The following is an 18,099-nucleotide window of genomic DNA, read 5'->3' as shown; positions in this document are numbered from 1 at the left end:
CGGGGCGGACCCGCGGCGGTGAAAAGGTTTGGACCATTCGTCCTCCGGGAAGGAGGATGATCGGGTGACTACCGCTGCGGGCGCGACGCGCTCCTCGCTGAGTCTGCGATCCCTCCTTCCCCTCGCGGCGATCTGCGTACCGATCGGCGTGTCCAACGCGTTGACGTGGCCGTTCCTCGCGCTGTTCCTGAGCGACGAGGTGCACGCGAGTTCGGCGGCGCTCGGCGCCTTCATGCTGGTGTCCCCGCTGGCCGGGCTCGCGGCGAGCAGTTGGCTCGGCAGGCTCTCCGACGTTAGGGCCATGCGCCGCAACATCCTGGTCGCCGGAGCCCTCGCGGGCGCGACCGGTTCCGTCTTGTTCGCGATCGTCCGCGACTACTGGGTGTTGCTGGCTGTCTCGGTCACGCTGGTCGCCATCTCCTCGTGCCTGCTCGCGCAGATGTTCGCGTACACGCGCCAGTCGCTGGAGCGCACGAACCCCGCGAAGGCGTCGTTCGGCGTCAGCATCATGCGGACGCTGCTCTCGCTGGCCTGGGTCGGCGGTCCGCCGTTGGCCGCTCTGCTGCTCGACAGGACCGGCTTCGAAGGTCTGTACTTCGGCGCGGCCGCACTGTTCCTGGTCGTGGCGCTGATGTCGGCGCGGATGCCGGAACTGGGGCTGCGGCCACCGGCCGAAAAGGACGAATCAGTCGGCGCGGTCCGGCGGCAGATCGTGTTCGCCGCGATCGGTCTCGTTCTGCTGCAAGGGGGTTCGGCGCTGGGCGTGAACGCGATGCCGCTGTTCGTCACCAACGTCCTGCAGGGCACGACCGGCGACGCCGGGCTGATCCTCGGGCTGTGCGCCGCGCTGGAGATCCCGATCATCCTCTGGTTCGGACACCTGGCGACACGGTCCGACCAGCACCTGATCGTCCTGATCGGCGGGAGTGTCGCGCTGGGCTACCACACCGTGATGCTGTTGTCCGGCGCAGTCTGGCACGTCGCCGCCGGGCAGGTGCTCAGCGCGGTCGCGATCGCGGCGGTGATGGGTGTCGGCCTGACGTACTTCCAGTCGCTGGCACCGGAGCGGCCAGGGTTCGCGACCACGCTGTACTCCAACACCCTCACGGTCGGCGTCATGCTCGCCGGGCCACTGCTCGGTCTTGCGCGGGAGCTGGGCTACCGCACGGCGTACTCGATGAGCCTCGGCCTCGTCGTGCTCGGCCTGCTGTCGTTGTTCCTCGGCAGGCCGCGGCGGGTCACTTCAGCTTGAGCCGCTCCCCCAGCGGGAACGTCAGCGTCCGCACGAACGTCTCGGTCAACGGCACGTCGCGGATCCCCGCGATCCGAATCCCTTTGTCGGCCAACGGCTTGAGCACCGAACGACAGCCCGGCAGCAGTCGATCCCCGTTGGTACCAGCGGCGCGGGTACGGAAGGGCCTGTGCACGACCGATGTGGACGGTGTTGACGACGTGGCCGGTGTGACTGGTGTTGCCGCGACACCAAGCATGGCCAAAAGTTCTACAACCGAGCGACGCTCACCCGTACCCGCGAGGAGCATCGCCACGGTGCCGAGCGTGGCCACGATCGCGCGATCCAGCCGAGCGGCAGCCGCCAACCCGTCCCGAGCCGGACGCGGCGCACAGCGATCGCGGCGAGTGGCGTGCCCGCAGTCGGTCGGGCTGGTGCTGGTGTACCACCTGAATCGACGGGACATCTCCGCGGTGGACTGTGACGTTTCAACTCGTGAGGCGGATCACACTCCACAGTGGAACCGGCCGAGCCGGGGCACGATCCGGCCCGGCTCGACGGGCGGCTGTGATCGGGCAGACGGAACATTGGGCGCGAACCTGTCCATTGAAGGCCGATCAAGGCGGGCAATAGGGGGTGATCGGGGAGCATCCTGGGGGCAATCGATCGCATCGATCACGCCGTCGCGGACTTTTTGCCGACCGCTTTGCACAGGTCAGCGGGGCCGTCCGGAAAACTGTGACAGACAGGTGATCGCCAGGGAGTGGACAAGAACCGTCTACGGGGATACCGTTTCACCAGTGTCGCGCTCCCGGTAACCCCCAGGCTGGTTGAGCGCGACACCCTTTTTTTAGCCTCCGCCCTGGTAACGAAGCGCCATACTGGTGAAATCACCAGTCTGCTCCAGCAGCACGCGAGCTTCGGGAGTGCGTGCGAAGCGCGACGCGGCCACTGTTCGCTGAACGAACTCCACCCGCCGCACGAGCCGCTCGGTGCGTCGCGCGGGCTCGAGCGCGCACACCGGGCGCAACGCCTCCTCGGCCGCGTCCAGATCTTCGGTCAGCACCCGGGCGGCGACCAGTTCGAGCAAGGCGCGCACGTCGGCGTTGCTCGGTTTCTCGCCACGCGGCCGCGCCCGGTAGGCAGCCAGGCACTGCCCGGCCAGATCCGCGGCGGCGGCGCCGTTGCCGAGGCGCACGTGCGTCGACGCCGCCAGCAACAGCCCGGACGCCGGGCGCCACTCGAAGGATGTGCCTCCCCACAACGAGTCCGCGGGCGCCCGCTCGACGTACTCCCCCGCCAGCCGCAGAGCTTCCAGCGCGGTGTCCCGGTCCCCGATCGCCGCCCTCGCGCGCGCCTGGTTGTAGAGCAGGCCCGCCTGCCGGGCCGCGGGAGCCGACGGGATCTCCGGTTCCACCATTCGGAGCGCCTCCGCGGGCTGCTCGTCCCAGAACAGGATGTTGGCCCGCACGGTGCCCGCGTGCACGCGCAGTTCGTCGTGGCCCGCCAGGCTCGCGTGCCTGCCCGCCAGTTGGGCGTGACGGGCACCGGCGGCGGCGTCACCCAGGTCCTGGTGGGTGTAGGCCAGCAAGACGCCCAGACGGCCGCTCAGCGCGTGCAGGTCGCGCCGGGCGGCAGCGTGCGTCTCCCTGGTGAACCGGTCCCTCAGCGTGGCACCCAGCCGGGTCAGCCGCTCCAGCCGTTCGCGGGGCAGCGTGCCGGTGTAGTCCTTGATCAGGCGATCGACTTCGGCCTCGGTCACGTCACCCGACGCTACGCGCGGGCCCGGTGCGCCTCAAACCGACGCGGGTCGCGGTGTTCCCGCTCGGAGGCACCCCCAGTACCGCGCCTCCGAGCGAACGCGTCGACCGTGCCCGTGCCATCGCGGATCGGACGTTACCGACACCCGCAGTGACGCGTCAAGTACGCTGGACGGTCAGTGGACGCCCACGAAACGATCACCAAACGCTTGCACGGCAGGGGATCTCAGCTCCCGGCCGAGGGTGAGCAGGTACCGCGTCTCCTGGTACACAGTGGACTCGTCCGCCGTCAGCGCCGGCAGGAACGCCTTGTCGGACGACGCGTACCGCTTCGGCGCGCCCGCGAGGCTCTCCCGCCTGGCGACCTCGAGCCACCGCGCGGTGACGCCGACCCGGTCGTCGCCAGGGGTCGCCGTTGCCGCCTGCTCGACGAGATCCGGGTGGCACCACGAGTCGTGCAGGTGGAACGCGCTGTCGCGGATCTCGATGATCCGCCGGTGCAGCCGTTCCGACGCGTCGTCGACCGTGCGGATGTCCCGCCACCGGGACACCGGCCGGGTCAGCGCGATCTCCCCGGTCGCGTCCCTGAGCATGCGCCAAAGCGAGTAGAGCCGCAGCCGCCGGTAGTAGTGCAGCAACGCCGTGCGCATCGGCTCGAACGCGGCCACCACGCACCCGAGCGGCACCATGACGAAGCGCGCGGTGGACGCGTAGAACGCGACATCGGTGAGCACCGGCGAGCCGAACCACGTCAGCCGCTCGCCGACGCGGATCACCGCGAACGGCACCTCCATCGCGTTCCCGATCGCCACGAGCGCCAGCCCGGTGCGCAACGTCCGGCCGCGGATCCCCGGCAGGTGCCGCCACATCTGCCAGGCCGCGGCCCCCAGCGAGATCCCCAGGTAGGCGAAGATCAAGAGGTTGTACGCGGCGAACGGGCCGTCCGGTGACGGTCGGAACCGCTGGGCCGCCGGGGTGACGTAGTAGCACACGGTGATCGCGCCGGCGACGGCCCACGCGGTCGCCGCGCGCAACCAGCGCCCGCCGGAGGAGTGCCACCACGTGTCCTTGCGTGCCGCGATGTGCACGACGAACCGCCACGTCACGGCCGCGTCGAGGATCGCGAACAGGCCGCGGAACAGGTTGTGGAACTTCGGGTCACCGGTGAGCTGGTCGATCCAGTCGGCGAACCACGGCTGGATCGGGATCGCACCGAGCGCGATCACCACCAGCACGACCCACAGCGGGCGCTGCTGGGCGTCGCGGACCATCGCAGGCGTACGAACCAGCACGACCAACCAGACGACAGTCAGGACCACCCACCGGGAGATCTCCTCGAACATCAGGCAGCGCCGAAGACGGCCGACGCCCGCTGCTCGAACTCGCCGCCCGGCGGGCGCTTGCGCGCCTGCTTGAGCACCATCGTCGCGAACGCCTCGGCCAGTTCCTCCTGGGCGTTGGTGTGCGGGCTGGCCACGGCCGCGGCGATCACCCGCGCGGCCATGTCGTCGCCGTCCGCCGTGGCGGGGCCGGTGTTGTGGCCGGCCAGCATGTGGCAGATCTCGTGCAGGACGATGTGGTCGCGGTGGTACCCCGTCGTGCCCGCGCGGGAGATGACGTGGTCGCGTTCACCGTCGAAGTACCAGAGGCCGAACGGCAGCGCGGCCAGATCCAGTTCGTGCAGCAGCAGCGGGCGGCCGCGCCGCTCGGCCAGCGCCGCGCACAGGTCCTCGATCCGCCATGGTCTCGGCAACGGCGGTAAGCCGGTCATCAGAGTGGTTGCCTCGGTTCGCGCCTGTTTCCACGTCATCGCCTGCACCATCTCGTGGGTCACGGAACAACGCCGGCTCATCCGCCGGTCATCCGGGCTGTGGTCATCAGGGCCGGGGGTCGTCCGGGCGGCGCTGCCCCGACGCGATGTCCAGCGCCGTCCTAATCGCGTCGAGCTGGGCCTGGTCGAAGGTCGCCAGCCGGGCCGCGAGCGCGTGCACGGAGTCCGGGTTGGGTGTGCCGTGCTCCGGTGGGTGGAAGAACGCGGGCTGTTTGCCGAAGAACCTGGCCAGCAGCACTCTCGTCCGGTCGGTCAGGTTCTCCGCCTCGCCGGTGAGAATGTTGTGCACGTGGCCGTGTGAGATCGTGTCGCCGCCGTTCGCCTCGGCGATATCGGCCGAAATGCGCCGGACACCGGGGATTCGAGGGCCGTACTTCTCCGCCAGCTGCCTTTTCACGGTCGCGGCGAGCCACGACTCTTCCCGGTGCATCGGCTCGCCCCCAAGCTGTACGCGACGCGACGTCGACACGTTCACTGTACTCGACCTGTCACCGACCGCAGTGAAATGCCCCCGCGAACCGGTTGGACACGTAGTTCTACCCAAGCGACCGCCACATCCACGGCCGTAACCTTTCGCCGTGACCGCTGACTTCCTCGTGGACGTGCTCAACGCGGCCCGTGAACGCAGGGGCGCGCCCGCGATCACCGACGGCCGGGGCACGATCACGTACGGCGACCTGATGAAACGGGTACTGGGTACGGCACACCGGCTGCGGGACAACGGTTTCCAGGTGGGCGACCGGATGCTGTTCTCGGTCCGGCCAGGTGTGCGGTCAATCGTGCTCGCGCTCGGCACGGTCGCGGCGGGCGGAACCGTGGTGTTCGTCGACCCGGGCGATGCGCCCGAGTTGTTCCACAGCCGCTTCGCGCTGACCGAGCCGTCGTGGGCGGCGGCGGAGTCGGTGCTGTACGCGGCGGGCGTTCCTGGTCCGGTTCGGGCGATCGCACGGCGCCGCGGTCTTGTCGTGCCGTCGTACGGGAAACTCCCCGTCCGGCACATCCGGTCGGGCCCGTGGTTGCCCGGTGTGCCCCGTGGCGCGCTGTCGGCCGATCGACTGGCCGAACCTGTTCGCTACAACGAGTTTCCCACGCCGACGCCGGACAGGGACGCGGTCGTGGTGTTCACGTCCGGCACCACAGCCACACCGAAAGCAGTCGTGCACACCCGTGGTTCGCTCGGTTCGGCGCTGCGCACGCTCACGGCCCGGCGTTCGCTTGTCCACGGCGACCAGGTGCACACGAACCACCTGGCGCTGGGTTTGCCCGCGCTGGTCGCCGGTGCACAGTGGACGATCACGCCGAACTCCGGACCGGGTGCGCCGCACACCATCCTGTACGACCGGGTCGGCAACCGCCGCCAGTCCACGAATCTCCGCGCGACGTCGCGCCGGGCACAGGCGGGCGCTGAGATCCCTGAAGCCCGCGCCCGGTCGCGTTCGCCGGATCGATCCAGTCCGCTGGCTTCAACCTGCCCTGACGGACAGCACGTCGATCAGGCCCGCGATCTCCAATGACCGGTACGCCGCGCCGGACTGCGCCGCGGTGACGGCCAGTTCGATGTTCTTGGCCGCGGCTTTCTCGCGCCCGGCGATCAGTGCGGACATGCCAGCCGACGCCAGGAACGTGACCTCGGTCAGGTCGACGACCAGTCTGCCGCCGCTCAGTTCGCCGACCGCGGCCACGATCGCCTTCTCCAACGCTGGTGCCGTGCTGAGGTCGACCTCTCCCGCGAAGCCGAGCACGTGACCACCACCGTCGACTTCCCGCAGTGCCTTCACGTCCAGCAGTTCACCGACCACGTTGATCCTCTTCTGTTCGGAGGGACTCGCCCGCCCAGGTACCCCGGACCGGGTGTGGATCAAACCTGTTTTCTCGCCCGGAACGCCGCGGCCTTGACCCGGTTCTGACACGCTGTCGAGCAGAACCTCTTCGTCCCGTTGCGGGAGACGTCCACGAACACCCGGTCGCAGACGGTCGCCGTGCACACGCCTAGCCGGTCGTGCATGGGGTTGCCGAGCACGATCGCGAGCGCGGTCGTCATCGGTGCCGCCCACGCACGGGCCCATGTCTCGGATGCGGTGTGGAAGTGCAGGTGCCATGGCTTGTCGTCGTGCTTGATCAGCAACGGCGCCGCCTGCGTGTCCGCCAGCAGGGTGTTGGTGAGTTCGCAGGCGTCGTCGACGCGGTCGTCGTCGACTGCTTCGAAGATCGTGCGCAGGCGTGCCGCGTACGTGCGCAACTGGTCGATGTCGTCGCTGGTCACGGTCTCGTCGCCGACCAGGTTGCTGACGTCCGGGTCGACGGCTGTGTAGGCGCGGCCCCGGGCCTGCCCTGGCGTGAGCTGGTTGACCGCTTCGACCGCCGCGGCCACGATCCCGCTCGCGTAACCGTCAAAGTCCACTTGACCAGTCACCCCTTCCCTGTCTAACGTCACTGCCGAACAGGATATCGACAGTGACGAGGTGAAGCATGACCCAGGTGACCAGCACCGCTGCCGAGACGTGGTTGCGCCGGTGGGACACGCAGCAGGAGCGGTACATCGCCGACCGCGAAGAGCGGTTCACGGTCCTGTGTGACGTCGTGGAGGCCGCGTTGGCCGACGTCGAACAGCCGGTGGTCCTCGACCTCGGCTGCGGACCCGGCTCACTGGCCGGGCGTCTGCGCCCACGGCTCCCGCACGCGACGATCATCGGCATCGACTCCGACCCGCTGCTGCTCGGCCTCGCTCGTTCGCACTACACCGACGGCATCACGTGGATCGACGCGGACCTCGGCACAGGCGACTGGGTCGCGGAGGTGCCGCGGACCATCCACGCGGCGGTGTCCACAACGGCATTGCACTGGCTGCCCGAGCACAAGCTCGCGGAGCTGTACCGCACAGTGAGCACTCTCATGGCGCCCGGCGGTGTGTTCGTCAACGGCGACCACATGGGCCCCGGCGACGAGTACCTCAACGGTCTCGCCGCGGTCGTACGCCGCCGCCGGGCGGCCAGGGCAGGCGTCGAGGACAACGAGGACTGGGGCGCGTGGTGGGACGCGGCCCGTACCGCGCCCGAACTGGCCGCACTTGCTCAGGCCCGCGAGGAACGCCTCGTGCACAAGGACGACCACAACGCGAACACGCTGACGACACCGTCACACGCCGAACTGTTGCGTGCCGCGGGGTTCAGCAGCGTGGCCCCGCTGTGGCAGGTGGGTGACGACCACATCCTGGTGGCAGTCAAGCGTTGAACGCACGGCGGTAGGCCGCGGGCGTCGTGCGCACGGCCGCGACGAAACGACGCCGCAAGTTGGTGGCGGACACCAGCCCGACCCGGCGGGCGATGGCCTCCACCGACAGGTCCGTCTCCTCCAGCAGCGCCCTGGTCGCGTTGACCCGCTGGGTCAGCAGCCAGCGACCAGGGCTCGTGCCGAGTTGCTCGTCGAACCGGCGGGCCAGGGTACGCGGCGAGATCTTCAGGAACGCGGCCATGTCCTCGACACCGATCGGCTCGGCCAGCCGCTCGGTCACCCACTCCAGCAGGCCGCCGAGTGACTGGTCCGGCTGGGTGACCGGGATGTCCACGGTGTACTGCGTCTGACCGCCTTCCCGGTGCGGCGGCAGGACCATGTACCGCGCCAGGTGCACAGACCGCGCGGCACCGAGGTCGTTGCGCACCAAGTGCAGGCACAGGTCGATCCCGGCGCCCGCTCCCCCGCTCGTGGCCACGTCGCCGTGGTCGACGTAGAGCACGTCGGGATCGACCTCCACACGCGGGAACAGCGCCCGCAACTGGTCGGTCCGGGACCAGTGCGTGGTCGCGCGGCGGCCGTCGAGCAGCCCGGTCTGAGCAAGAGCGAACGCTCCACTGCAGATCGTCACGAGACGGCAGCCACGCTTGTGCGCGCGTTTCAACGCACGCAAGACGGCAGGCGACAGTTCGGCGTCGTACGGCCGCCAGCCGGGGATGATCACGGTGTCGGCTTCGTCCACGGCAGACAGCCCGTCGGTGACGACCATGTCGTACCCAGCGGTCGTCGGCACCGGGCCTGGGCGCTCCGTGCACACCCGGAAGTCGTAGTAGCGGGGCAGGAAGTCCCGTTCGAGGCCGAAGACCTCGTTCGCGCAGGCGAGTTCGAAGGTCGACTGGACCGGGCGCACGAGAGCGACCACGCGATGCATGGCAACAAAGTACCCAATGATGTCTTTCCTGACACTGGCCGCGTGCCGCGGCGCGGGCGAGGCTCGAGCCATGGAATTCGAATCGACGCGCACCGCCGACGCCCCGGTCCACCAGTTGTTCCCGGGTATCCGGCTGCGTCCGCTGTGGAAGGGCGCGAACGGCGCGTCCGCGAACGTCGTGGAGATCGACGCGGGCGCGTGCTGGGAGGGCAAGGACGTGCACGAGCCCGGCCCGGAGGAGGTCTACGTGGTCAGCGGCGTGTTCAACGACGGCTTCAACGACTTCTCCGCCGGGTCGTTCATCCACGCCCCGGCCGGGTCGTGGCACATCCCGCAGAGCAGGACGGGCTGCGTGCTGTTCGTGTTCTACCCAGAAGGTTAGGCCGGAAGGCTAGGACTGGTACCGGTCGAGCAGCCAGCGGCCCAGCACCCGCAGCCGCCCGGTCAGCTCGACCGGTTCGAGCACGTCCAGATCGAGGTTGAGGTACGCCAGCCACCGGGCGGCCCAGTCGAGGTCATCGGTACCGAACCGCAGCTCGCACTCGTAGTCGTCGTCGATCACGGTGGCCACGCTCGGGTCCACCATCTCCCGGACAAGATCGCCCGACGTGTACACCCGCACACGAACGCGGTGACGCCACGGCCCGTGAGCGAGCGCGTCGGAAACGAACGCGGCGGCATCAGACGGCGGCTCAGGCGCTGAGAACCGGGTGCCGAGAGGTTGGACGTGGTCGACGCGGTCAAGTTTGTACACCTTCCACGCCGTCGCCCCACGCGGACACGCAACGAGGTACCACCCCCGCCGCACACTGACCAAACGATGTGGCTGCACGTCCACCGGCCGCGATTCCATCTTGCCGCCCTTGCGGTGCCGGATCCGTATGGCCTCATCGGCACGGCACGCCAGCGCGACGGGAATGAGCACTTCCCGGTCAGCGCTGCGTTGTGCGGGCCACCGCGACGATTGCACGTCGGCCAGCGCATCCAACCGTCGATGCCACCGCGACGGCACGACCTGGCCGAGCTTGGCCATAGCCGTCACCGCAGCGGCCTCAAGACCGTCGACAGAGGTCGCCGTACGCAGTCCGAGCGCGACAGCGGCCACCTCGTCCGCGTCGAGCAGCAGCGGCGGCATGGCGTGGCCGGGCGCGAGTCGGTATCCGCCGGTCCGGCCTGCCTCGCCCTCGATGTGATAGCCGAGTTCCCGCAGTTGGGCGACGTCGCGGCGAGCCGTGCGCTCGGTCACGCCGAGGCGCTCCGCGAGCCGGGTCGCCGAGATCCCCGGATGCGCCTGGAGCAGGGAAAGTGTCTCGATGCGGCGGTTGGTCGTGCTCACGAGACCATCATCCGCCATGAACCCGGACAGTAGATGTCCTAGTTGCGTTCCATACTCGTCCCATGACCGAGATTTCACTGCTCCGCCCCGAGGGCCTCGTCCAGTCCCCCGCGTTCACCCACGTCGCGATCGTGCCGCCCGGCGCGACGACCGTCTACGTCGGCGGCCAGAACGCGGTGGACAGCGAAGGCAAGCTCGTCGGCGGGGACGACGCCGCCGCGCAGACCGCCCGGGTGATGGAGAACCTGCGCACAGCGCTGGCAGCGGCGGGCGCGACCGTGCACGATCTGGTGTCGGTCACGCTCCTGCTGGTCGAGGGAGCCGACCTGAACGCGGCGTATCCCGTCGCGGCCGCGGGCCTGGAAGGCGCGACGCCCCTGATCACGGCCGCCCGCGTGGCCAACCTCGCCGTGCCGGGCGCTCTGCTCGAGGTCGGCGCCGTCGCCGCGGTGATGGCATGAGCGGCATGCGGCAGTCCCAGGTCGGCCTGACCAAGGACGCGGGCTGGCAGATCGGCGTGTCGAAGACCGTCGACCACCCGGCCCCGGCGGTGTGGGCCTTCCTCACCTCGCCCGAGGGCATCGCGATCTGGCTCGGCGAGGGCGTGACCGTGCTGTCGGACCTCGGAGCCGGTTACGAGACCAAGGGCGGCGTACGCGGTGAGACCCGCAGCTTCCACAACCACGGTCGGCTCCGCCTGACCTGGCAGCCGAAGGACTGGAAGCACGAGACCACGCTGCAGCTGACCGTCACGCCCGTCGGTGAGGGGCGTGCGCGGTTGGGCGTCCACCAGGAACGATTGGCCGACGCTGCCGAGCGGGATCAGCAACGGCGTCACTGGCAGGGTGTCGTCGCCGCACTCGTCGAGGCGCTGCCTGGAGGTACCGTCACGTGACCTGGACGGCGACGATGCACGTGTCGTCGTCCGTGTCGGCGCTGCTGTAGCGCACCAGGTGATCGAGGCGTTGCTCCAGCGGACCGGTCGTGGTGGCGGCCAGCTCGCGCAACTCCTCCAGAGCTCCGTCCAGGTCACGGTCGCGGCGTTCGATCAGGCCGTCGGTGTAGAGCATCAGCATGTCCGACGGCTCCAGCTCCAGTTCTTCCTCCGCGTACTGGGCTTCCGAGACCACACCGAGCATGGTGCCGTGCGGCAACGGGAGAAGGCTGGCACTACCCGAACGAACCAGCAGCGGCGGCAGGTGCCCGGCCCGAGCCCAGCGCAGGGTCCGGGTTTCCGGGTCGTACACCCCGCAGATCGCGGTGGCCATCACGCTGTCGGTCAGGTGGTGCGCCACCAGGTTCAGCCAGCCCAACAGCTTCGCCGGGCCCGCGCCGGTCGTCGCGAGGCCGCGCAACGCGTTGCGGAGCACCACCATCCCGGTCGCGGCCTCGATGCCGTGGCCTGCGATGTCCCCGACGGACAGGAGAATCTTCTTCGACGGCAGGACAATCGCGTCATACCAGTCGCCGCCGACCAGCGCGCCGCTCTCGGCCGGCAGGTAGCGCACGGCGATGCTCAGGCCGAACGTGTCGATCGGATCGGGCCGGGACGGCATGATCGCGCGTTGCAGCTGCAACGCCAGGCGATCGCGTTCGGCGGCGTGCTGTTCGGTCTGGGCCAACTGGTCGCGTGTCACCGCGAGGGCGACTTCCGTCCAGTGCTGAGCCGAGATGTCCTGGTACGCGCCGCGCACCTGCAGCAGCTGGTTGTCCCCGTCCAGCACAGGCTCCGCGATGACACGCACGTGCCGGGCGACGCCATCCGGGCGTTGCAGGCGGAACGCCGTCGACGCCGAGCGGTGGTGGTGCAAGACGGAACGGAGGAACCGGCTGATCGCGGGACCGTCGTCGGGGTGGGCCTGGTCAGCCAGTTGCTTCAACGGCACTGGCGGCGCGCCCTGCGGAAGCCCGTACAGGTCGAACAGCTGGCTGTTCCAGCTGACCTCGCCGGTGAGCACGTTCTCGTCGAACCCGCCGATCCTGCCCAGGCGCTGCGCGTGCTGCAGCAGGCTGGTCAGGCGGGTCGTCTCGTCCTGCAGACGCCAGATCATCAGCACCGCGTTGCCGTACCGGCTCAGGCTCACGTCCGCGGTGACTGTCACCGGGACGTCCGCGACCAGTGTCGTGATCGGCATGTCCTCGGCGCGGAACGGCTCACCGGTGGCGTGCACGCGTTCGATCTTCTCGAACATGCCGCCGCCGTCCGCGGCCATCGGGTACGACTCGAGCACGGTCGTCCCGTCGACCAGGCCGCGGGGACGCCCGGCCGGGTCGACGAACCGCTGGTTCACGTGGTGGATCCGGAAGTCCACCACCCGCCCCTGCTCCAGCCGGGGCACCAGGACCAGAGCCGGGTCCAGTATCCCGTCGGCCAGGTCCGCCAGCCGGGCCACGTCCTCGGCCAGCCTGCCGACCGCGCCCTCGTTGAACGTGTGCGCGCACAACTCGGCCAGCGCCTCGATCTGACGGCGGACCGCGACCGGTTGCGGCTCAAGGGGGTGCGTCCAGCTGATCTCCAGCACCCCGGCGATCTGGCCGCTGATCACCGCGGGCGCCGCGACCCGTCCGCCGGACGCGGGCCCGATCGACGGCACCCCGGCGCGGGACACGTCGTCCAGCCAGACCGTGCGCCGGTCGGCCAACGCCAGCCGCGCGAGCGTGGCCACACCCGGTGGCACGTAACGCCACCGGCTGGCCTCCTGCGGAGGGAATCCCGCGAACCCCGCCAGCGCCAGCGACGTGTCGGAGTCCACCGCCCACACGGCCACGGCAGCCGCGCCCAGCGGAACGAGCGCCTGCTCCAACAACGACTGCGCGACCGCCTGCGCGTCGCCCGCGGCGGCGAGCACAGCGCTCTCCGCCTTGCGCAGCCGCACGTTGTCCACTTTGGACGACGTGATGTCGGTGATCCCGTCGACCGCCGTGTCGTTGACGATGTCGGCCGCCAGTTCCAGCACCGTGACACCCGACTGTTCCGCGAGCACCTCGAGCTGCTCGGCAGCCTGCACGGGCCCGCACCGCAGCCGTTCGACGAGAATGCCCTTGGCCAGCTCGATCAGGGCACGCCCGTCGGCGGTCACGTGCGCCTGCTTGACCTCTTCGCGCAGACGCTCGACCGTCGCGGCGAGTCTGCGCACCGGCTCGCTCACGCGCCGAGCCAGCGCTGGATGCGCGCGATCAGGTGGTCGGCGTCGACCGGCTTCGTGACGTAGTCGTTGGCTCCCGAGGCCAAGCTCTTCTCCTGGTCACCGGGCATCGCCTTGGCGGTCACCGCGATGATCGGCAGTTCGCCGTACGCCGGCATGGCCCGGATCGCCGACGTGGCCGTGTAGCCGTCCATCTCCGGCATCATCACGTCCATCAGGACCAGGTCGATCTCCGGGTGCGCGGTCAGCGTCTCGATGCCCGTGCGCCCGTTCTCCGCGTGCAACACCTGGATCCCGTGCAGCTCGAGCATGCTGGTGAGGGCGAACACGTTACGCGCGTCGTCGTCGACCACGAGCACCGTCCGCCCGGCGACCCGGTCGTCATAAGTGCGTGGCGTGGACTTCGCCGCACTGTCCACACGCACCAGCGGCAGCTTCTCCGCGGTCAGGTGCAGCACGATCCGCTCCCGCAGCTCGTCCAGGCTGGCCAGCAGTTCCGTCCGGTCCTGCAGCGCGGACTCCTGCTGTGCGTCCAGCCTGCGGTTGTTGTGCGCGAGGACCGGCACGTCACGCAGCGCGGGATCACGTTCCAGAGCGTCGAGCAACGTCCACGCGGCGCCGTCCGGCATGTCGACTTCGAGCACGATGCAGTGCGACGCGGTCTCGGCCAGCGCCACCGCCGCCTCCTCGGCCGTGGTCACGGTGACCAACTCGACAGGTCCCCGATCGTCCGGATCGGTGCTGACCGGGAGATCCGCGATGGCGCTCTCGGCGACCAACGACAACAACCCGCGCGGATGGCTCTCGATCACCAGCAGCCGCCGCTGGCGCTGGGACGTGACCGGTGGCTCCTCGGCGGCGACCGCCGCGGGCGGCTCGACCGGTTGCGCACCGGTCAGTTCCTCGAAGTCCGGCCGGGCCACCGGCATGTAGAGCGTGAACGCGCTGCCCTGGCCCGGTGTGCTGCGCACGGCGATCGCCCCGCCGAGCAGGTAGGCGATCTCCCTGCTGATCGACAGGCCGAGGCCGGTGCCGCCGTACTTGCGGCTCGTGGTCCCGTCGGCCTGCTGGAACGCGCCGAAGATGGATTCCAGCTGCTGTTCGGGGATCCCGATCCCGGTGTCCAGCACGCGCAACGCGATCGCCGGGCCGTGCCTGCGCACCGACGCGGGCAACTCGGCGGCCGTCGCCGGTTCGATGCGGAGTTCGACGCTGCCGGACTCGGTGAACTTCACCGCGTTGGACAACAGGTTGCGCAGCACCTGCCGCAGCCGGGAGTCGTCGGTGAGCACCTCGCCGGGCACGCCCGCGGCCGTGGTGATCCGGAACTCCAGGTTCTTCTGCGTGGTCAGCGGGCGGAACGTCGCGTCGACGTAGTCCAGCAACTGGCGCAGTGACACGCGTTCCGGGCTGACGTCCATCTTGCCCGCCTCCACCTTCGACAGGTCGAGGATGTCGTTGATCAGCTGCAGCAGGTCCGACCCGGCCGAGTGGATGATGCTGGCGTACTCGACCTGCTTGGGCGTCAGGTTGCGGCTGGCGTTCTGGGTCAGCAGCTGGGCGAGGATCAGCAGGCTGTTGAGCGGGGTGCGCAGCTCGTGGCTCATGTTGGCCAGGAACTCCGACTTGTACTTCGACGCGAGCGACAGCTGCTGCGCGCGGGTCTCCAGCTCCTGGCGGGCCTGCTCGATCTCCAGGTTCTTGGTCTCGATGTCCCGGTTCTGGGTGGCCAGCAGCGCCGCCTTCTCCTCCAGCTCGGCGTTGGAGCGTTGCAGCTCCTCCTGGCGCACCTGGAGTTCCTCCGAGCGGGCCTGCAGCTCGGCGGTGAGCCGCTGCGACTCGCCGAGCAGCTCGTCGGTGCGGGCGTTGGCCACGATCGTGTTGACGTTGACGCCGACGGTCTCCATCAGCTGTTCGAGGAAGTCGCGGTGGATCTGGGTGTAGCGGCGCACCGACGCCAGTTCGATCACGCCGAGGATCTGGTCCTCCACCACGATCGGCAGCACGATGACGTTGGTCGGCCTGGTCTCGCCGAGACCGGACGACACCGTGATGTAGTCCGGCGGCATGTCGTCGACCGCGATCGTGCGCCGCGTCCGCGCGGCCTGGCCGACCAGGCCCTGACCGAGCCGGAACCGGGTGGCGCGGGTGTCGTCGGGGTGCCCGTACGAGCCGACCAGCCGCAGTTGCGTGTCGTCGTCGGCCAGGTAGAACGCGCCGTACTGCGCGGAGACCAGCGGTGTCAGCTCGTCCATCACCAGCTCGGCGACGACGGCGAGGTCGCGGCGGCCCTGCATCAGCGCGGAGATCTTGGCCAGGTTCGACTTCAGCCAGTCCTGGTCCTGGTTGGCCCTGGTGGTCTCGCGCAGCGACTCCACCATCGAGTTGATGTTGTCCTTGAGCTCGGCGACCTCGCCGGACGCCTCGACCGTGATCGACCGGGTCAGGTCGCCCTCGGCGACCGCGCTCGTGACCCCGGCGATGGCCCGCACCTGCTGGGTGAGGTTCCCGGCGAGGTCGTTGACGTTCTCGGTGAGCCGCTTCCACGTCCCGGACACGCCCTCGACCTCGGCCTGGCCGCCGAGACGGCCCTCGCTGCCGACCTCGCGGGCCACCCGCGTGACCTCGGCGGCGAACGCCGACAGCGTGTCCACCATCGTGTTGATCGTGGTCTTGAGCTCGAGGATCTCGCCGCGGGCGTCCACGTCGATCTTGCGGGTCAGGTCACCGAGTGCGACGGCTGTCGTGACCTGGGCGATGTTGCGGACCTGGTTGGTCAGGTTGTTCGCCATGAAGTTGACGTTGTCGGTCAGGTCCTTCCACGTGCCGGCCACGTTCGGCACGCGGGCCTGGCCGCCGAGGATGCCCTCGGTGCCGACCTCGCGGGCGACACGCGTGACCTCGTCGGCGAACGCCGACAGCGTGTCCACCATGGTGTTGATCACGCCGGCGAGCGCGGCGACCTCGCCCTTGGCCTCGACCGTGATCTTCTGCGACAGGTCACCCCGGGCCACGGCCGTGGCGACCTGGGCGATCGAGCGCACCTGACCGGTCAGGTTGGACGCCATCACGTTGACGTTGTCGGTGAGGTCCTTCCACGTGCCCTCGGCACCGCGGACACCGGCCTGGCCACCCAGGTTTCCTTCCGTGCCGACCTCACGGGCCACACGCGTCACCTCGTCGGCGAACGAGGACAGCTGGTCGACCATCGTGTTGATGGTCTCCTTGAGCTCCAGGATCTCGCCGCGGGCGTCGACTCGGATCTTCTGCGACAGGTCACCGCGCGCGACCGCGGTGGTCACCTGGGCGATCGAACGGACCTGCGCGGTCAGGTTGTCCGCCATCACGTTCACGGACTCGGTCAGCGCTTTCCAGGTCCCGGACACGCCTTTCACGTCCGCCTGACCGCCGAGGCGGCCTTCGGTGCCGACCTCGCGGGCCACCCGCGTGACCTCGTCGGCGAAGGCGGAGAGCTGGTCGACCATCGTGTTGATGGTCTCCTTGAGCTCCAGGATCTCGCCGCGGGCGGTCACGTTGATCTTCTGCGACAGGTCACCGCTGGCGACGGCGGTGGCGACCTGGGCGATCGAGCGCACCTGCGCGGTCAGGTTGCCCGCCATGAAGTTCACCGAGTCGGTGAGGTCGCGCCAGGTCCCGGACACGCCCTTCACGTCCGCCTGGCCGCCGAGGATGCCCTCGGTGCCCACTTCCCGCGCCATGCGCGTGACCTCGTCGGCGAACGAGGACAGCTGGTCGACCATCGTGTTGATGGTGTTCTTCAGCTCCAGGATCTCGCCACGGGCGTCCACGTCGATCTTCTGCGACAGGTCACCCTGGGCGACCGCCGTGGTGACCTGCGCGATGTTGCGGACCTGGTCGGTCAGGTTGCCCGCCATGAAGTTCACCGAATCGGTGAGCTCACGCCACACGCCGCCGACGCCGGGCACCTGGGCCTGACCGCCGAGCCGTCCCTCGCTGCCCACTTCCCGCGCCACGCGGGTAACCTCGTCGGCGAACGACGAGAGCTGGTCGACCATCGTGTTGACGGTCTCCTTGAGCTCCAGGATCTCGCCACGGGCGTCCACGTCGATCTTCTGCGACAGATCGCCGCGGGCCACGGCGGTGGCGACCTGGGCGATGTCGCGGACCTGGGTGGTCAGGTTGCCCGCCATGGCGTTCACCGAGTCGGTCAGGTCCTCCCACGTCCCGGACACGCCGGGCACCTGCGCCTGACCGCCGAGCCGCCCCTCGCTGCCGACCTCGCGCGCGACACGCGTGACCTCCGAGGTGAACAGGGAAAGCTGGTCGACCATGCCGTTGAAGACCGTGGCGATCTCCCCGAGCAGACCGTTCTCCTCATCCGGCAGCCGGATGCCGAAATCACCGTCGCGGACCGCCGTCAGGCCGGCGAGCAGTTGCCTGAGGCCAGGTTCACCGATTTCGCCGCCGTCCGAACGCGCTTTGTCCACCGAAACACCACCCACGTCCAACCCCACTGTCGTCGCGCAGCCCGCAAGGGCCCGAGTCGCTTCCCGCCCTTGGCTAGACGGTGGTACAACGCGAAACACTACAGGCAGAGTGAATCAGGACTCGCACTCGATTGACATGGATGGCAGGCAACGGGGTATCCGGA

Annotated in this window: 17 protein-coding genes; 6 read left to right on the top strand and 11 right to left on the bottom strand. The window is 69.4% G+C overall.

Annotated features, from left to right (window positions below):
* Positions 1–64 precede the first annotated feature (64 nt).
* The gene (locus ALI144C_RS18615; RefSeq protein WP_083753156.1) at positions 65–1,252 is read left to right on the top strand and encodes a sugar efflux transporter; all 1,188 of its coding nucleotides are present in this window, start codon (positions 65–67) and stop codon (positions 1,250–1,252) included.
* On the opposite strand, the gene ALI144C_RS57560 is transcribed toward ALI144C_RS18615, so the two are convergent.
* The 5 genes from ALI144C_RS57560 to ALI144C_RS18595 form a co-directional block, all read right to left on the bottom strand.
* Complete coding sequence (locus tag ALI144C_RS57560) at positions 1,239–1,427, bottom strand: hypothetical protein (RefSeq protein WP_237774209.1); 189 nt, start codon at positions 1,425–1,427, stop codon at positions 1,239–1,241. The two genes, ALI144C_RS18615 and ALI144C_RS57560, sit on opposite strands and share 14 nt — an antisense overlap.
* 654 nt (positions 1,428–2,081) lie before the next feature.
* Positions 2,082–2,993, bottom strand: coding sequence for a hypothetical protein (locus ALI144C_RS18610; RefSeq protein ID WP_076988367.1), 912 nt, complete (start codon positions 2,991–2,993; stop codon positions 2,082–2,084).
* A 174-nt stretch (positions 2,994–3,167) separates the two neighbouring features.
* Complete coding sequence (locus ALI144C_RS18605; protein WP_076988366.1) at positions 3,168–4,334, bottom strand: MAB_1171c family putative transporter; 1,167 nt, start codon at positions 4,332–4,334, stop codon at positions 3,168–3,170.
* Positions 4,334–4,801 carry a hypothetical protein gene (locus ALI144C_RS18600; protein WP_143230711.1) on the bottom strand — a complete coding sequence of 156 codons (468 nt, stop codon included), beginning with the start codon at positions 4,799–4,801 and terminating at the stop codon, positions 4,334–4,336. Before ALI144C_RS18600 ends, ALI144C_RS18605 begins: the two co-directional genes overlap by 1 nt.
* 67 nt (positions 4,802–4,868) lie before the next feature.
* Positions 4,869–5,252, bottom strand: coding sequence for a hypothetical protein (locus ALI144C_RS18595; protein ID WP_076988365.1), 384 nt, complete (start codon positions 5,250–5,252; stop codon positions 4,869–4,871).
* Positions 5,253–5,400: 148 nt separating this feature from the next.
* Between ALI144C_RS18595 and ALI144C_RS18590 the strand changes: the two genes are divergently transcribed.
* Positions 5,401–6,336 (top strand): class I adenylate-forming enzyme family protein, encoded by a 936-nt coding sequence (locus ALI144C_RS18590; protein WP_076988364.1) that lies wholly within the window; start codon positions 5,401–5,403, stop codon positions 6,334–6,336.
* On the opposite strand, the gene ALI144C_RS54435 is transcribed toward ALI144C_RS18590, so the two are convergent.
* Both ALI144C_RS54435 and ALI144C_RS18580 read right to left on the bottom strand, forming a co-directional pair.
* Entirely contained in the window at positions 6,286–6,621 is a 336-nt protein-coding gene (locus ALI144C_RS54435) for an STAS domain-containing protein (RefSeq protein ID WP_202818987.1), read from the bottom strand. The two genes, ALI144C_RS18590 and ALI144C_RS54435, sit on opposite strands and share 51 nt — an antisense overlap.
* Before the next feature lie 59 nt (positions 6,622–6,680).
* On the bottom strand, positions 6,681–7,223 hold the full coding sequence (locus ALI144C_RS18580; protein WP_076988363.1) for a CGNR zinc finger domain-containing protein: 543 nt from the start codon (positions 7,221–7,223) through the stop codon (positions 6,681–6,683).
* Between the two features lie 77 nt (positions 7,224–7,300).
* Between ALI144C_RS18580 and ALI144C_RS18575 the strand changes: the two genes are divergently transcribed.
* Entirely contained in the window at positions 7,301–8,053 is a 753-nt protein-coding gene (locus tag ALI144C_RS18575; RefSeq protein WP_237774208.1) for a class I SAM-dependent methyltransferase, read from the top strand.
* On the opposite strand, the gene ALI144C_RS18570 is transcribed toward ALI144C_RS18575, so the two are convergent.
* Positions 8,043–8,984 carry a GlxA family transcriptional regulator gene (locus ALI144C_RS18570; RefSeq protein WP_076988361.1) on the bottom strand — a complete coding sequence of 314 codons (942 nt, stop codon included), beginning with the start codon at positions 8,982–8,984 and terminating at the stop codon, positions 8,043–8,045. The two genes, ALI144C_RS18575 and ALI144C_RS18570, sit on opposite strands and share 11 nt — an antisense overlap.
* Positions 8,985–9,054: 70 nt before the next feature.
* Here ALI144C_RS18570 and ALI144C_RS18565 point away from each other — a divergent pair, with 70 nt between their 5' ends.
* Complete coding sequence (locus ALI144C_RS18565; protein WP_076988412.1) at positions 9,055–9,366, top strand: cupin domain-containing protein; 312 nt, start codon at positions 9,055–9,057, stop codon at positions 9,364–9,366.
* 9 nt (positions 9,367–9,375) lie between these two features.
* Here the strand turns inward: ALI144C_RS18565 and ALI144C_RS18560 are convergent, their stop codons facing one another.
* Positions 9,376–10,320, bottom strand: coding sequence for a helix-turn-helix transcriptional regulator (locus ALI144C_RS18560; protein WP_083753174.1), 945 nt, complete (start codon positions 10,318–10,320; stop codon positions 9,376–9,378).
* Positions 10,321–10,382: 62 nt separating this feature from the next.
* On the opposite strand from ALI144C_RS18560, the gene ALI144C_RS18555 reads away from it, so the two are divergent.
* Both ALI144C_RS18555 and ALI144C_RS18550 read left to right on the top strand, forming a co-directional pair.
* Entirely contained in the window at positions 10,383–10,781 is a 399-nt protein-coding gene (locus ALI144C_RS18555; RefSeq protein ID WP_076988359.1) for a RidA family protein, read from the top strand.
* Entirely contained in the window at positions 10,778–11,215 is a 438-nt protein-coding gene (locus tag ALI144C_RS18550; protein WP_237774207.1) for an SRPBCC family protein, read from the top strand. Before ALI144C_RS18555 ends, ALI144C_RS18550 begins: the two co-directional genes overlap by 4 nt.
* Here the strand turns inward: ALI144C_RS18550 and ALI144C_RS18545 are convergent.
* Positions 11,208–13,469 (bottom strand): SpoIIE family protein phosphatase, encoded by a 2,262-nt coding sequence (locus ALI144C_RS18545; RefSeq protein ID WP_237774206.1) that lies wholly within the window; start codon positions 13,467–13,469, stop codon positions 11,208–11,210. The genes ALI144C_RS18550 and ALI144C_RS18545 overlap by 8 nt on opposite strands.
* The gene (locus ALI144C_RS18540; protein ID WP_237774205.1) at positions 13,466–17,935 is read right to left on the bottom strand and encodes a HAMP domain-containing protein; all 4,470 of its coding nucleotides are present in this window, start codon (positions 17,933–17,935) and stop codon (positions 13,466–13,468) included. The genes ALI144C_RS18545 and ALI144C_RS18540 overlap by 4 nt, the downstream gene beginning before the upstream one ends.
* Between the last annotated feature and the right edge of the window lie 164 nt (positions 17,936–18,099).

Origin of the sequence: Actinosynnema sp. ALI-1.44 (assembly GCF_001984155.1) — a bacterium.
Lineage (GTDB): Bacteria > Actinomycetota > Actinomycetes > Mycobacteriales > Pseudonocardiaceae > Kibdelosporangium.
Note: the sequence above shows the minus strand (reverse complement) of the source record. Positions and strands in the feature narration are given on the sequence as shown.